Below are 14,196 nucleotides of genomic sequence, written 5' to 3' on the forward strand. Positions count from 1 at the left end.
ATACCCTGGCGGGTGTGCTGCGCGACGTGACTGCCGTTCGATACGTGACCCCACTGCGGTCGGGCGGCTCCGTACCCGGAGTCTTCGAGGCCGACGACCTCGGGACGTACGTCGTGAAGTTCACCGGCTCCGCACAGGGCCGCAAGGCGCTGGTCGCGGAGGTCATCGTGGGCGAACTGGCCCGCGCCCTCGGACTGCGCTTCCCCGAGCTGGTGCTCGTGCACTTCGACCCGGCGATCGCCGGCGACGAGCCGCACCAGGAGGTCCGCGACCTGCACGCGGCCAGTGCGGGAGTCAACCTCGGCATGGACTTCCTGCCGGGCGCGAAGGACTTCACCCCGGAGATCGCCAGGGTCTTCCCGGTCGACCCCGTGGAGGCGGGCCGGATCGTCTGGCTCGACGCCCTGACGGTGAACGTCGACCGAACGGTCCACAGCGCCAACCTGATGGTCTGGCCGACGCTCGGCACCGTGCCCCCGCGCCTGTGGCTGATCGACCACGGCGCCGCACTCGTCTTCCACCACCGCTGGGACACCTCGGCGCCCCAGAAGGCGTACGACTTCCGCCACCACGCCCTCGGCCTGTACGGCCCGGACACACGCGCGGCCGACGCCGAGCTCGCCCCCCGAGTGGACGAGAAGCTGCTCCGGGAGATCCTCGCCATGGTCCCGGACCCCTGGCTCACCGACTTCGGCACGCCCGACGAGATGCGCGAGGCGTACATCGGCTATCTGCTGGCGCGGGTGCGGGCCTCTGACCAGTGGCTCCCCACCGACTTCCCGGGCCGTGACCAGCTCGCGGCCGAGGAGGCCGCCCGCGCGGCCCGGACGCAGCAGGGCCGTCCGGACTGGCTGAAGCGGGTCCCCGACCTGCACGGCAAGCCGGCGGCGGAACAGGACTGGTCGGTCCATCTGGGATGAGGGACGCCCGGGTGCGGCAGGCCGTACGCGAGCGAGTGGCCCCGGGCAGAACCCGGGGCCACTCGGACAAGCTGTCTCCTGGCAGGCTCAGCCTTCGAGCTGCTGGTACGCCGGCAGCGTCAGGAAGTCCGCGTAGTCGTCGTCGAGGGCGACCGTCAGCAGGAGGTCGTGGGCCTGCTGCCAGTGACCCGACGCGAAGGCCTCCTCGCCGATCTCCGCACGGATGTTGTCGAGTTCCTCGGCGGCGACCTCGCGGGCCAGCTCCGGCGTGGCCTTCACGGTGGTCCCGGCGTGCTCGAACTCCACGCCCGCGTTGATCCACTGCCAGATCTGCGAGCGGGAGATCTCCGCGGTGGCCGCGTCCTCCATGAGGTTGAAGATGGCGACCGCGCCGAGGCCACGGAGCCACGCCTCGATGTAACGGGTGCCCACCTGAACGGCGTTGACCAGGCCCGCGTAGGTGGGCTTCGCGTCGAGCGAGTCGATCGCGATCAGGTCAGCGGCCTCGACGTGGACGTCCTCGCGCAGCCGGTCCTTCTGGTTGGGCCGGTCGCCCAGGACCTTGTCGAAGGACTCCATGGCGATCGGCACCAGGTCGGGGTGGGCGACCCACGAGCCGTCGAAACCGTCGTTCGCCTCACGGTCCTTGTCGGCGCGGACCTTCTCGAAGGCGACCTTGTTGACCTCGGCGTCCCGGCGCGAGGGGATGAAGGCCGCCATGCCGCCGATCGCGTGCGCACCGCGCTTGTGGCAGGTGCGGACGAGGAGTTCGGTGTACGCCCGCATGAACGGGGCGGTCATCGTCACCGCGTTGCGGTCCGGCAGGACGAACTTGGCGCCGCCGTCACGGAAGTTCTTCACGATGGAGAACAGGTAGTCCCAGCGGCCGGCGTTCAACCCCGAGGCGTGGTCGCGGAGTTCGTAGAGGATCTCCTCCATCTCGTACGCGGCCGTGATCGTCTCGATCAGGACGGTGGCGCGGATCGTGCCCTGCGGTACGCCGACGTAGTCCTGCGCGAAGACGAACACCTCGTTCCACAGGCGGGCCTCGAGGTGCGACTCCGTCTTCGGCAGATAGAAGTACGGGCCCTTGCCGAGGTCCAGCAGGCGCTGGGCGTTGTGGAAGAAGTAGAGGCCGAAGTCGACGAAGGCGCCCGGCACCTGGCTGCCGTCGGCGTCGACGAGGTGGCGCTCGTTCAGGTGCCAGCCGCGCGGGCGCATGACGACCGTCGCGAGCTCCTCGTCCGGGCGCAGGGCGTAGGACTTGCCGGACGCGGGGTCGGTGAAGTCGATGCTGCGGCTGTAGGCGTCGATCAGGTTGGCCTGGCCGAGGACGACGTTCTCCCACGTCGGCGCCGAGGCGTCCTCGAAGTCCGCGAGCCACACCTTGGCACCCGAGTTGAGGGCGTTGATGGTCATCTTGCGGTCGGTGGGGCCGGTGATCTCGACCCGGCGGTCGTTCAGCGCCGCGGGGCAGGCGGCCACCTTCCAGGAGTCGTCCGCGCGGATCGCGGCGGTCTCCGGGAGGAAGTCGAGCGTGGAGGTGCGGGCGATCTCGGCGCGGCGCTCCGCACGGCGGGCGAGGAGTTCGTCACGGCGCGGGGTGAACCGCCGGTGCAGCTCGGCCACGAAGGCGAGGGCCGCGTCGGTGAGGACCTCCTCCTGCCGCGGCAGGGGTTCGGCGTCGACGATGGCCAGCGGGGACGGCGCTGGTGCGGACATGAGCTGTCACTTCCTTCAGCGGTGGCACCGGGTGCCAGTCGAACCGGGTACGGCGAGGAACGCCCCTGGAGCGGTAGGGCGCTTCTGAACAGTGGATACTAGTTTCCTCATCGTGGAACTTCAATGGTTTGTTGATATCGAGATTCTCCGGGTCGAGGGAAGGTGGCGCTCAGTGCCATCCCGTTCACTCAAGGTGGACCAGATCGGCCGCCGTGTCGATGTCGTACGGCCGTGCCACGTCCCCGCACTCGACGAGCGTGATCGCCGGCGCGTGCGCCTTGAGGTAGGCGCGGGCCCCGCGGTCCCCGGTCGCGGTCTCGGCGATGCCCGCCCAGTGGGCGCGGCCGAACAGGACGGGATGCCCGCGGACGCCGTCGTAGGCCGCCGACACCAGTGACGTCTCGTCCCGGTACGCGGCCAGTACCCGGCCGAACGCCTCGGGGCCGATCCCCGGCTGGTCGACGAGCGAGACGACCGCGGCGCCGGCCCCCGTCGCGGCGAGCGAGGCCAGCCCGGCCCGCAGCGAGGACCCCATGCCCTGCTCCCACTCGGGGTTCTCCACGAGCACACACCCCTCCAGTTCGGCCCGCTCCCGTACGGCGTCGGCCCGCGCCCCCAGCACCACATGGACGCGGGAGCAGCCGGCCGCGCGCAGTACTCCGACCGCGTGTTCGACGAGTGGCCGTCCGCGGTGTTGCAGCAGTGCCTTGGGGCGTCCGCCGAGCCGGCGCCCGCCACCCGCCGCGAGCAGCAGTCCCGCGATCCGGTCTTCGTTCTCCGTCATGTGTTCTGCATACCTGACGCGAGGGCGAGTGCCCGGTTTCCGGGGGCTGAATTTCCGTCCGCACTGTGGCGCGGCCCGCATCCGGTGGCGTTTACTGACCCGCGACCCCGGCACCCGACCAGTGCCTCGGTGTGTTCGGCGGGGTCACGTGTGACTGCGCACAAGGGCGTGCGAGGGGGGAGAGCTGTGTTGCGGAGCTTGGGGCAGAGGTCAGTGATCGGCAGCGACGAGGACCCGAGGGTGGCCGGACTGCGGGCCGCCGTGTCCCGGCTGCGTCGCGAACTCGCCGCCCATCCCGCCGAGTTCCCCGACCGCGGGATCGCCGAGGAGGAACTCGCCGCCCTCGCCGCGATGACGACCGGCGGCGCCCCCGAGATCCGCCGCCTGCGCCGCTCGCTGCTGCTGATCGCCGGCGCGATCGGCTCGGTCAGCGCGCTGGCCCGGGGGCTGTCGGACGTGCGCGACGCGGTGGACCTGTTCGGGGACCCGCCGCGCGACTGAAGGATTTGCGCTACGGGAACATTTGCTCGGTGAGACCGTCAGGTGCTCGGTGAGGCCCGTCGGGCCGCGTGCGGCACGCTTCAGGCGGTCGGCCCCGAACTCGCCAGCGCCTCCGACAGCTCCGACGCCACCTGCTGGAGCACGGGGACGATGGTGTCCGTCGCCGCCTCGGTGACCCGGCCCGCCGGGCCCGAGATCGAGATGGCGGCGGCGGTGGGGGAGTTGGGCACGGAGACCGCGAGGCACCGGACGCCGATCTCCTGCTCGTTGTCGTCGACCGCGTAGCCGGCCCGGCGCACGTCCTCCAGGGCGGCCAGGAACCCCTCCGGGGTGGTGATCGTCTTGTCCGTCGCGGCGGGCATGCCGGTGCGCCTGAGCAGGGCGCGCACCTCGTCGTCCGGGGTGTTCGCGAGCAGGGCCTTGCCGACGCCCGTGGAGTGCGGCAGGACCCGCCGGCCGACCTCGGTGAACATGCGCATCGAGTGCTTGGACGGCACCTGGGCGACGTAGACGATCTCGTCGCCGTCGAGCAGCGCCATGTTCGCGGTCTCGCCGGTCTCCTCGACCAGGCGGGCCAGATACGGGCGGGCCCAGGTGCCGAGCAGACGGGCCGCGGACTCGCCGAGGCGGATCAGGCGCGGGCCGAGGGCGTACCGGCGGTTGGCCTGCTGGCGGACGTATCCGCAGGCCACGAGGGTGCGCATCAGGCGGTGGATGGTCGGCAGCGGCAGCCCGCTGCTCGCGGACAGTTCGCTCAGTCCCACCTCGCCGCCCGCGTCGGCCATCCGCTCCAGCAGGTCGAAGGCGCGCTCGAGTGACTGGACTCCGCCGCCGTTGGACCTGGCGGAGTCGGTGGTGCTGGCGCTGGACGTCGGCACGGCGCGTTCCTTTCGGACTGGCGGGGAGTCGCTGAAGCCTACCCGGCAGTCGGTTGACTCCCTGGTTGTGCATAGCTACGTTCTGCTTGCCGGAAGTCTAATTCCGCTTTGTGGAAACGTCCAGAGTCGATGCGGAAGGCGCACTCTGAAGAAGTGTGCCCTTGACGGCTCGGAACCGGGAGTGAAGACTCCTTCAACAGAACGTTGAAATCCGTTCCGTGGAAGTACCTCGCGGCGGCTGAGAGGGGTTCGGGTGTCCGACGTAGAACTGGTGCTGCGCTCGACGCGCGTCGTCACGCCCGAGGGGACGCGCGCCGCGTCCGTCGCGGTCACCGGCGGGAAGATCGCGGCCGTCCTTCCCCATGACGCCGCCGTACCGCCCGGTGCCCGCCTGGAGGACCTCGGCGACGACGTCCTGCTGCCCGGCCTGGTCGACACGCACGTGCACGTCAACGACCCCGGCCGCACCGAGTGGGAGGGCTTCTGGACCGCCACGCGCGCGGCGGCGGCCGGCGGCATCACCACCCTCGTGGACATGCCGCTCAACTCCCTGCCGCCGACGACGACGGTCGGCAACCTCCGTACGAAGCAGAAGGTCGCCGCCGACAAGGCACACATCGACGTCGGCTTCTGGGGCGGCGCCCTGCCGGACAACGCCAAGGACCTGCGCCCGCTGCACGAGGCCGGCGTCTTCGGCTTCAAGGCGTTCCTGTCCCCGTCGGGCGTGGACGAGTTCCCGCACCTCGACCAGGACCGGCTCGCGCAGTCCCTGGCGGAGATCGCCTCCTTCGGCGGTCTGCTGATCGTGCACGCCGAGGACCCGCACCACCTGGACGCCGCCCCGCAGCACGGCGGCCCCAGGTACGCCGACTTCCTCGCCAGCCGCCCGCGCGACGCCGAGGACACGGCGATCGCCCAACTGATCGCGCAGGCCAAGCGGTTCGACGCGCGCGTGCACGTCCTGCACCTGTCGTCGTCCGACGCGCTGCCGCTGATCGCCGAGGCGAGGGCGGAGGGCGTGCGCATCACCGTCGAGACCTGCCCGCACTACCTCACCCTCACCGCCGAGGAAGTCCCGGACGGGGCCAGCGAGTTCAAGTGCTGCCCGCCCATCCGCGAGGCCGCCAACCAGGACCTGCTGTGGCAGGCGCTGGCCGACGGCACCGTCGACTGCGTGGTCACCGACCACTCGCCCTCCACGGCCGACCTCAAGACGCACGACTTCGCGACCGCCTGGGGCGGCATCTCCGGCCTCCAGCTGAGCCTGGCGGCGGTGTGGACCGAGGCCCGCAAGCGCGGTCACGGCCTGGAGGACGTGGTCCGCTGGATGTCGTCGCGCACGGCGGAACTGGTGGGCCTGGACACCCGCAAGGGCGCCATCGAGGCCGGCCGCGACGCCGACTTCGCGGTCCTCGCGCCCGACGAGACCTTCACCGTCGACCCGGCGGCCCTCCAGCACCGCAACCGCGTGACGGCGTACGCGGGCAAGACCCTGCACGGCGTCGTCAAGTCCACCTGGCTGCGCGGCGAACGCATCGTCGCCGGCGGCGAGTTCACCGCCCCGAAGGGCCGGCTGCTCACCCGCACCTCCTGATCCACCCGCACCGCAGCGGCGAGAACGAAAGGAACGACGTGACGGCGATACCGAGTTTCACCGGTGACGCGAACCCCTACGGAGGAGGCGACCCGTACGCGGACTACCGCACCGCCGACCTCCCCTTCACCCAGTACGCCAACCTCGCCGACCGGCAGCTCGGCGCCGGTGTCATCGCCGCCAACGACGAGTTCTTCGCCCAGCGGGAGAACCTGCTGGTGCCCGGGCCGGCCGAGTTCGATCCCGAGCACTTCGGGCACAAGGGCAAGATCATGGACGGCTGGGAGACGCGCCGCCGCCGCGGTGCCTCCGCCGGCCACCCGTGGCCGACCGCGGAGGACCACGACTGGGCGCTGGTCCGCCTGGGCGCGCCCGGAGTGATCCGCGGGATCGTCGTCGACACGGCCCACTTCCGCGGCAACTACCCGCAGGCGGTGTCGGTCGAGGCCACGTCGGTGCCCGGCTCCCCGTCGCCCGAGGAACTCCTCGGGGACGACGTGAAGTGGACGACGCTGGTCCCGCGCACCCCGGTCGGCGGCCACGCCGCCAACGGCTTCGCCGTCTCGGCCGAGCAGCGCTTCACGCACCTGCGCGTCAACCAGCACCCCGACGGCGGCATCGCGCGCCTGCGCGTGTACGGCGAGGTCGTACCGGACCCGGAGTGGCTGCGGACCCTCGGCACGTTCGACGTGGTCGCGCTGGAGAACGGCGGGCGGGTCGAGGACGCCTCCGACCTCTTCTACTCCCCGGCCACCAACACCATCCAGCCGGGCCGCTCCCGCAAGATGGACGACGGCTGGGAGACCCGCCGCCGGCGCGACCAGGGCAACGACTGGATCCGCTACGGCCTCGCGGCCCAGTCCGAGATCCGCGCCGTCGAGATCGACACGGCGTACCTGAAGGGCAACAGCGCGGGCTGGGCGTCGGTCTCGGTGCAGGACGGCGAGAGCGGCGAGTGGCGCGAGGTCCTCCCGCGCACCCGCCTGCAGCCCGACACCAACCACCGCTTCGTCCTCGCGGCCCCGGCCGTCGGCACGCACGCGCGCGTGGACATCTTCCCCGACGGCGGCATCTCCCGCCTGCGCCTGTACGGCTCCCTGACGGAAGCCGGGGCGACGGGCCTCGCGGCCAGGCATCAGGAACTGGGCGGCTGACGCGCACGCGCGTGGGGCGCACCGGCCGGACGGCGGAAGCGCGCCCCACGCGCTGGTTCAGGCGGAGTGTCCGCCGTCCACCGCGAACTCCGCCCCGGTGACGTAGTCCGCCCCCGCCAGGTACGCGACCGTGTCCGCCACCTCCTCCGCCGTCCCGAACCGCCCCAGTGCCGTCATCGCCGCCTGGTCCGGCGCGAACGGCCCGTCCGCCGGATTCATGTCGGTGTCCGTCGGCCCCGGGTGCACGATGTTCGCCGTGATCCCGCGGGCCCCGAGCTCGCGCGCGAGCGCCTTCGTGAGGCCGATGAGCGCCGCCTTGCTCGTCGCGTACAGCGTGCCGCCCGGGCCCGGCACCCGCTGTGTCATGCACGTGCCGACGGTGACGATCCGCCCGCCGGACGGCATCCGCGCGGCCGCCGCCTGGGACGTCAGAAACACGCCACGGACGTTCACCGCCAGCACCCGGTCGACGTCGGCGAGCGTCAGCCCGTCCAGCGGGCCGAGCACGCCCACGCCCGCGTTGTTCACCAGCACGTCGAGTCCGCCCAGCGATTCCGCGGCGCGTTCCACCGCCCCCGCCGCCTCGTCCGCGTCCGCGGCGTCCGCGCGCAGGGCCACCGCCCGGCGCCCCAGCGCCTCGATCCGCCGCACGACGTCCTGCGCCGCCTCCTCGCCGTTCACATAGGTGAGGGCCACGTCCGCGCCCTCCCGGGCGAGCCGTACCGCCGTCGCCGCCCCGATGCCGCGGCTGCCGCCGGTGACCAGGGCGACCTTGCCTTCGAGCGTTCCGTAAGTCGTCGTCATGGCTCCATCCCAGCGGCCGTCGCCCGCGGGTGCTGGCGGCGGGCGGACACCGAAATCGAGTGGCCGAAACACACCGGGTCGGGCCGGAACTCTTCGCTCCACCTCCCGCGTTCTCCTCCCGTGACCCTTCAGCAAGAGATCGTCGGCAACGCCATGCAGATGGCGGTCGTCAGCCTGAGCCCCGGCCAGACCGTGTACTGCGAGGCCGGCAAGTTCCTTTTCAAGACGACGAACGTGACCATGGAGACCCGTCTGTCGGGCCCGTCCAACGGCGGCCAGCCGCAGGGCGGCGGAGGCGGTATGGGCGGCATGCTCCGTCAGGCCATGGGCACCGCCATGCAGGCCGGCCAGCGCATGCTGGCCGGCGAGTCGATGGCGTTCCAGTACTTCGGCGCCCAGGGCGGCGAGGGGACCGTCGGCTTCGCCGGCGTGCTCCCCGGTGAGATGCGCGCCCTCGAACTCGACGGCACGCGCGCGTGGTTCGCCGAGAAGGACGCCTTCGTCGCGGCCGAGTCCACCGTCGACTTCGGCATCGCCTTCCAGGGCGGCCGCACCGGCATGAGCGGCGGCGAGGGCTTCGTCCTGGAGAAGTTCACCGGCCGCGGCACGGTGATCATCGCGGGCGCGGGCAACTTCATCGACCTCAACCCGGCCGACTTCGGCGGCCGTATCGAGGTCGACACGGGCTGCGTCGTCGCCTTCGAGGAGGGCATCCAGTACGGCGTCCAGCGCGTCGGCGGCCTCAACCGCCAGGGGCTCATGAACGCCGTCTTCGGCGGCGAGGGACTGTCGCTCGCCACCCTGGAGGGCAACGGCCGGGTGATCCTCCAGTCCCTCACCATCGAGAGCCTCGCCAACGCCCTGCGGAAGGCCCAGGGCGGCGACAAGCAGGGCCCGACGGGCGGACTGTTCTCCACCCACCAGGGATGAGCGACCGCACGGCCGGCCGATGAGTTGCGGGTCCCGGCGGGGTCTGAGGTGATGACAGCAGACCCCGCACCAGGAAGGCACCCGCCATGGGCAAGCTCGTCTCCACGATCTTCGTCACCCTCGACGGCGTCTACCAGGCACCCGGCGGTCCCCAGGAGGACACCCGCGGCGGCTTCGAGCACGGCGGCTGGAGTTTCCCCTTCGGCGACGACGACTTCGGACGGTTCGTCACCGAGGTGTTCGGCCGCCCGGGCGCGTTCCTCCTCGGCCGCCGTACGTACGACATCTTCTCCGCCTTCTGGCCGAACACGACCGACCCGGCCGACCCGATCGCGGCCAAGCTGAACGGCCTGCCGAAGTACGTCGCCTCGTCCACCCTCACGGACCCCGGGTGGGCGGGCACCACCGTGATCGGCGGCGACCTCGCCAAGGAGGTCACCGCCCTCAAGGAGCGCACCGACGGCGAACTCCAGGTGCACGGCAGCGGCGCGCTCGTGCAGTCCCTGCTGGCGCTCGGCCTCGTCGACACGCTCCACCTGCTGACGTTCCCGGTGGTGCTCGGCACGGGCCTGCGCTTCTTCGCGGAGGGCGCCCCGCCGACCCGGTTCCGGCACGCGGGCGGGAGCATCACCTCCACGGGCGTGTCCATCCAGACGTACGACCTGGCCGGACGCCCGGAGTACGGCTCCTACGCGTGACCCGGCCACGCCCGGTGAGGCCGCCGCGGGCAGGTTAACTCGCGGAAAACTCATCGGGCGTCAAAGGAAAATCTCCGGGCTTGACATTGACATGCCACTGTCTACGCGCGTCATCATGAGGTCATGAACATCCCCCCACGCATCACTCGTATCAGCGCCGCAGCCGCGCTCCTGTCCGCCCTCCTCGTGGGCGGCACCGTCTCCGCCGGCACGGCGGACGCATCCGTCGCCTCCGCCGCCTCGGTCGGCGGCATCTGCTACGGCGCCCTCCCCTCACAGGCGCACGACACCCTGGACCTGATCGCGCAGGGCGGCCCGTACCCGTACGACCAGGACGGCACCGTCTTCTCGAACCGGGAGGGCGTCCTGCCCAGCCAGTCGTCCGGCTACTACCACGAGTACACGGTCGTCACGCCCGGCTCCCCCACCCGCGGCGCCCGCCGGATCGTCACCGGTGAGCAGGCCCAGGAGGACTACTACACGTCCGACCACTACGCCACGTTCGACCTGGTCGACTTCGACTGCTGAGCGAACTTCCCCCGCTCGGCACGAGGAACGGCGAGATCAGCCGGAAGTCCGGTCCGCAGTCAGCCGGACTTCCGGCTCTCCGCGGCGGCGAAGAGCGCGAACGCCAGCACCACCAGCGTGACGCTCGCGTAGATCCCGTGGCCGTCGAGGAAGCCGAGCCGCTGCACGAGGCCGACATGCCAGTCGGTGAACTCGTGCACCAGGCCCAGCACGCCCTGCACCAGGGCGACGAAACCGAGTACCTCCAGCAGCTGCCTCATGGCTCCGAGCCTCGCCCCGCGGTCCCCCCACGGACATCGGCCGCGGGGCGAGTCGTGCCCGCCGGAAGTCCCCCGCCCCGCGGGCCGCGTGCGCCGAAAGTCTCCGGTGGTGCGACTTTGGTCGGGGATACCCCGTCCGGAGCGGTGACGCCGGGCATTCCTGCGTAGATTTGTCGACCGTGAGCAAGGACAAGGCGACGCCGGCCGCGGTGGGGGTCATAGGGCGCAGATGGCTGTTCCCCTCGGCCCTGCTGCACGAGCTCGACCCCGACGTGGAGCGGACCGGGCGGCGGCCCCGGCGCACCGCGCGTGACTGGGTCGTCGACTTCACCTGCTTCCTGCTCGCCGTCGCCCTCGGTCTCGCGGCCGCCGACACCCTCAGCAACGACCCCCACACCCCGCACGCCCTCGCCGTCGTCGACCAGCTGCTCGGCGCGCTGGCCTGCGCCGCGGTGTGGCTGCGCCGCCGCTGGCCGCTCGGGCTCGCCATCGCGATGATCCCGGTCGGCCTGGTGTCGAACACGGCGGGCGGCGCCGGGGCGGTCGTCCTGTTCACCCTCGCCGTGCACCGGCCCTTCCGCTACGTCGCCTGGATCGGCGCCATCGCGATCGTGCAGATCCCGCTGCAGTTCTGGCTGCGCCCGGACCCCGACCTGCCGTACGGGGGAGCCGTCGCCTTCACGGAGCTGGCCACCCTCACCGTCATCGGCTGGGGCATGTTCGTCCGCTCCAAGCGCCAGCTCATGATGAGCCTGCGCGAGCGCGCCCGGCGGGCCGAGACAGAGGCCCAGCTGCGCGCCGAGCAGGCGCAGCGGCTGGCCCGCGAGGCCATCGCCCGCGAGATGCACGACGTCCTCGCGCACCGGCTGACCCTGCTGAGCGTGCACGCGGGCGCCCTGGAGTTCCGGCCCGACGCGCCCCGGGAGGAGATCGCGCGGGCGGCCGGCGTCATCCGCGAGAGCGCGCACGAGGCCCTCCAGGACCTGCGGGAGATCATCGGCGTCCTGCGCGCGGGCGAGTCCGACGACGCGGGCCGCCCCCAGCCGACGCTCGCCGCGCTGGACGCGCTGGTCGCCGAGTGCCGCGAGGCCGGCATGAAGGTCACCCTCGCGAGCCGCGTCAGCGACCCCGCCGACGTTCCCTCCTCCGTGGGCCGCACCGCGTACCGCATCGCCCAGGAGGCTCTGACCAACGCCCGCAAGCACGCCCCCGGCACGGAGGTCACCGTCTCCGTCACGGGCGCCCCGGGCGACGGCCTCGTGGTCGACGTGCGCAATCCCGCTCCGGAGGGCGAGGTACCGGCCGTCCCCGGCTCCGGGCAGGGCCTGATCGGGCTCACCGAACGGGCCACGCTGGCAGGCGGCCGGCTGGAACACGGGCCGGAGGCGGACGGGGGGTTCCGGGTACGGGCCTGGCTGCCGTGGTGATGACACGACCCGTGCGCGGCGGACCCGCCCGCCGTGATTACGTAAGGCCCATGACTGCGATCAGAGTGCTCCTCGTGGACGACGATCCCCTGGTGCGGGCCGGCCTGTCCCTGATGATGGGCGGGGCCGACGACATCGAGATCGTCGGGGAGGCCGCCGACGGCACCGAGGTCGAGGCACTCGTCGACCGCACCCGCCCGGACGTGGTCCTCATGGACATCCGGATGCCGTCGGTGGACGGCCTGACGGCAACCGAGCGGCTGCGGGGCCGCAAGGACGCGCCCCAGGTCGTGGTCCTCACCACCTTCCACGCCGACGAGCAGGTGCTGCGCGCCCTGCGCGCGGGTGCCGCCGGATTCGTCCTCAAGGACACGCCGCCGGCCGAGATCGTCGACGCGGTGCGCCGGGTCGCGGACGGCGACCCCGTGCTGTCGCCCACCGTGACACGCCAGTTGGTGGAGCACGCGGTGGGCAACGCCGCCGACACCCGGCGCACGCACGCGCGCGTGCGCATCGGCGCCCTCAACGACCGTGAGCGCGAGGTCGCCGTCGCGGTCGGCCGCGGCCTGTCCAACGCCGAGATCGCCGCCACGCTGTTCATGAGCGTCGCCACCGTGAAGACCCACGTCTCCCGCATCCTGGCCAAGCTCGACCTCAACAACCGTGTCCAGATCGCCCTGTTGGCCTACGACGCGGGGCTTCTGGAGGAACCGGAGCCCAACGGGCACTAGCGGCACCCGCCGTGCGTTGGCCATGTACCGGGAGGAAGACCGGCGGGGGACGGGCGGGACGGGGCGGGCATGGCGGAAGCGATCGACCTGGGGGAGTTCGGCGACGGGTTCCGCACGGACCCGCACCCCGTGTACGCGCGGCTGCGCGAGCGCGGCCCGGTGCACCGGGTGCGGCTGCCGGTGCCCGACCAGCACCACGAGACCTGGCTCGTCGTCGGTTACGAGGAGGCGCGCGCCGCGCTCGCCGACCCGCGGCTGTCCAAGGACGCCGGCAAGATCGGCATGGTGTTCCTCGACGAGGAGCTGATCGGCAAGTACCTGCTGGGCACCGACCCGCCCCAGCACACGCGCCTGCGCGCACTGGTCTCGCGCGCCTTCACCATGCGCCGTGTGGAGGAACTGCGGCCGCGCGTCCAGGAGATCACCGACGAACTGCTCGACGGAATGCTGCCGCACGGCCGTGCCGATCTCGTGGAGTCGTTCGCCTACCCGCTGCCCATCACCGTCATCTGCGAGCTGCTCGGCGTGCCCGAGATGGACCGTACGGCGTTCCGTGCGATGTCGACCGAGGCGGTCGCGCCGACCGGCGTGGACAGCGAGCACGACGCGTTCGTGAGGCTCGCCGCCTATCTCACCGAGCTGATCGAGGACAAGCGGTGCGCCGGACCGAGCGACGACCTGCTCGGCGACCTGATCCGCACCACCGCCGAGGACGGCGACCGGCTCTCCGCGGGCGAACTGCGCGGCATGGCCTTCGTGTTGCTCGTCGCGGGGCACGAGACGACGGTCAACCTCATCAGCAGCGGCATCCTCTCGGTGCTCCGGCACCCGGACCAACTCGCCGCCCTGCGCGCCGACATGAGCCTCGTCGACCAGGCGGTGGAGGAGACGCTGCGCCACGAAGGACCGGTGGAGAACGCCACGTTCAGGTTCGCCGCCGAGCCCCTGGAGATCGGCGGCACGAAGATCGACCGGGGCGACGCCGTGATGGTCGGCCTCACCGCGGCCGACCGGGACACGCTGCGCTATCCCGACCCCGACCGCTTCGACCTCGGCCGCGACACCCGCGGCCACCTCGCCTTCGGCCACGGCGTCCACTACTGCCTGGGCGCCCCCCTGGCCCGCCTCGAAGCCCGTACGGCGATACGCACCCTGCTTCGGCGCGCCCCCGGCCTCGCCCTCGACGGCCCGCCCGGCGAGTGGCTCCCCGGCATGCTGATGCGGGGGGTGCGCAGTCTGCCGGTGCGCTGGTAGAACTCCCTGAT

General features: G+C 72.0%; 15 protein-coding genes. 10 read left to right on the plus strand and 5 right to left on the minus strand.

Translation table 11 applies throughout. The annotated features are described in order from the left end of the window. The first annotated feature begins 14 nt into the window (after positions 1–14). A complete protein-coding gene (locus ACIBN2_RS07885) occupies positions 15–920 on the plus strand; it encodes a HipA family kinase (RefSeq protein ID WP_399133344.1) in 906 nt (301 codons plus the stop codon). 87 nt (positions 921–1,007) lie between these two features. Here the strand turns inward: ACIBN2_RS07885 and aceB are convergent, their stop codons facing one another. Continuing rightward, the gene (aceB, locus tag ACIBN2_RS07890) at positions 1,008–2,642 is read right to left on the minus strand and encodes a malate synthase A (RefSeq protein ID WP_399133346.1); all 1,635 of its coding nucleotides are present in this window, start codon (positions 2,640–2,642) and stop codon (positions 1,008–1,010) included. 184 nt (positions 2,643–2,826) lie between these two features. Then, positions 2,827–3,426 carry an NTP transferase domain-containing protein gene (locus ACIBN2_RS07895; protein WP_399133347.1) on the minus strand — a complete coding sequence of 200 codons (600 nt, stop codon included), beginning with the start codon at positions 3,424–3,426 and terminating at the stop codon, positions 2,827–2,829. A 186-nt stretch (positions 3,427–3,612) separates the two neighbouring features. On the opposite strand from ACIBN2_RS07895, the gene ACIBN2_RS07900 reads away from it, so the two are divergent. Next, on the plus strand, positions 3,613–3,927 hold the full coding sequence (locus ACIBN2_RS07900; protein WP_399133348.1) for a DUF5955 family protein: 315 nt from the start codon (positions 3,613–3,615) through the stop codon (positions 3,925–3,927). 80 nt (positions 3,928–4,007) lie between these two features. On the opposite strand, the gene ACIBN2_RS07905 is transcribed toward ACIBN2_RS07900, so the two are convergent. Further along, the gene (locus tag ACIBN2_RS07905; RefSeq protein WP_399133349.1) at positions 4,008–4,805 is read right to left on the minus strand and encodes an IclR family transcriptional regulator; all 798 of its coding nucleotides are present in this window, start codon (positions 4,803–4,805) and stop codon (positions 4,008–4,010) included. A gap of 253 nt (positions 4,806–5,058) precedes the next feature. On the opposite strand from ACIBN2_RS07905, the gene allB reads away from it, so the two are divergent. Both allB and alc read left to right on the plus strand, forming a co-directional pair. Beyond that, positions 5,059–6,399, plus strand: coding sequence for an allantoinase AllB (gene allB / locus ACIBN2_RS07910; RefSeq protein WP_399133350.1), 1,341 nt, complete (start codon positions 5,059–5,061; stop codon positions 6,397–6,399). 38 nt (positions 6,400–6,437) lie between these two features. Further along, entirely contained in the window at positions 6,438–7,553 is a 1,116-nt protein-coding gene (gene alc, locus ACIBN2_RS07915) for an allantoicase (protein ID WP_399133351.1), read from the plus strand. A gap of 57 nt (positions 7,554–7,610) precedes the next feature. Here the strand turns inward: alc and ACIBN2_RS07920 are convergent, their stop codons facing one another. Then, entirely contained in the window at positions 7,611–8,357 is a 747-nt protein-coding gene (locus ACIBN2_RS07920; RefSeq protein ID WP_399133352.1) for an SDR family oxidoreductase, read from the minus strand. A gap of 120 nt (positions 8,358–8,477) precedes the next feature. Here ACIBN2_RS07920 and ACIBN2_RS07925 point away from each other — a divergent pair, with 120 nt between their 5' ends. From ACIBN2_RS07925 to ACIBN2_RS07935, 3 genes are all read left to right on the plus strand, one after another. Then, positions 8,478–9,287, plus strand: a complete 810-nt coding sequence (locus ACIBN2_RS07925) for an AIM24 family protein (RefSeq protein WP_399133353.1) — start codon at positions 8,478–8,480, stop codon at positions 9,285–9,287. 86 nt (positions 9,288–9,373) lie between these two features. Beyond that, positions 9,374–9,985, plus strand: a complete 612-nt coding sequence (locus ACIBN2_RS07930; RefSeq protein WP_399133354.1) for a dihydrofolate reductase family protein — start codon at positions 9,374–9,376, stop codon at positions 9,983–9,985. Between the two features lie 123 nt (positions 9,986–10,108). After that, a complete protein-coding gene (locus ACIBN2_RS07935) occupies positions 10,109–10,513 on the plus strand; it encodes a ribonuclease domain-containing protein (RefSeq protein ID WP_399133355.1) in 405 nt (134 codons plus the stop codon). Positions 10,514–10,572: 59 nt separating this feature from the next. Here ACIBN2_RS07935 and ACIBN2_RS07940 read toward each other — a convergent pair whose 3' ends face one another. Then, on the minus strand, positions 10,573–10,773 hold the full coding sequence (locus ACIBN2_RS07940) for a hypothetical protein (protein ID WP_399133356.1): 201 nt from the start codon (positions 10,771–10,773) through the stop codon (positions 10,573–10,575). 179 nt (positions 10,774–10,952) lie between these two features. On the opposite strand from ACIBN2_RS07940, the gene ACIBN2_RS07945 reads away from it, so the two are divergent. From ACIBN2_RS07945 to ACIBN2_RS07955, 3 genes are all read left to right on the plus strand, one after another. After that, a complete protein-coding gene (locus tag ACIBN2_RS07945; protein WP_399133357.1) occupies positions 10,953–12,200 on the plus strand; it encodes a sensor histidine kinase in 1,248 nt (415 codons plus the stop codon). Between the two features lie 50 nt (positions 12,201–12,250). Then, entirely contained in the window at positions 12,251–12,931 is a 681-nt protein-coding gene (locus ACIBN2_RS07950) for a response regulator (RefSeq protein ID WP_399133358.1), read from the plus strand. A 69-nt stretch (positions 12,932–13,000) separates the two neighbouring features. Continuing rightward, positions 13,001–14,185 (plus strand): cytochrome P450, encoded by a 1,185-nt coding sequence (locus ACIBN2_RS07955; RefSeq protein WP_399133359.1) that lies wholly within the window; start codon positions 13,001–13,003, stop codon positions 14,183–14,185. The last annotated feature ends 11 nt before the right edge of the window (positions 14,186–14,196 follow it).

This window comes from Streptomyces sp. NPDC050534, from assembly GCF_044457745.1.
Lineage (GTDB): Bacteria > Actinomycetota > Actinomycetes > Streptomycetales > Streptomycetaceae > Streptomyces.

What these genes read in the sequence shown, in the direction of transcription:
- ACIBN2_RS07950 (WP_399133358.1), top strand. Translation starts at nt 12,251, where the DNA reads ATGACTGCGATCAGAGTGCTCCTCGTGGACGACGATCCCCTGGTGCGG.
- ACIBN2_RS07930 (WP_399133354.1), top strand. Translation starts at nt 9,374, where the DNA reads ATGGGCAAGCTCGTCTCCACGATCTTCGTCACCCTCGACGGCGTCTAC.
- ACIBN2_RS07920 (WP_399133352.1), bottom strand. Translation starts at nt 8,357, where the DNA reads ATGACGACGACTTACGGAACGCTCGAAGGCAAGGTCGCCCTGGTCACC.
- ACIBN2_RS07940 (WP_399133356.1), bottom strand. Translation starts at nt 10,773, where the DNA reads ATGAGGCAGCTGCTGGAGGTACTCGGTTTCGTCGCCCTGGTGCAGGGC.
- aceB (WP_399133346.1), bottom strand. Translation starts at nt 2,642, where the DNA reads ATGTCCGCACCAGCGCCGTCCCCGCTGGCCATCGTCGACGCCGAACCC.
- ACIBN2_RS07955 (WP_399133359.1), top strand. Translation starts at nt 13,001, where the DNA reads ATGGCGGAAGCGATCGACCTGGGGGAGTTCGGCGACGGGTTCCGCACG.
- ACIBN2_RS07895 (WP_399133347.1), bottom strand. Translation starts at nt 3,426, where the DNA reads ATGACGGAGAACGAAGACCGGATCGCGGGACTGCTGCTCGCGGCGGGT.
- ACIBN2_RS07935 (WP_399133355.1), top strand. Translation starts at nt 10,109, where the DNA reads ATGAACATCCCCCCACGCATCACTCGTATCAGCGCCGCAGCCGCGCTC.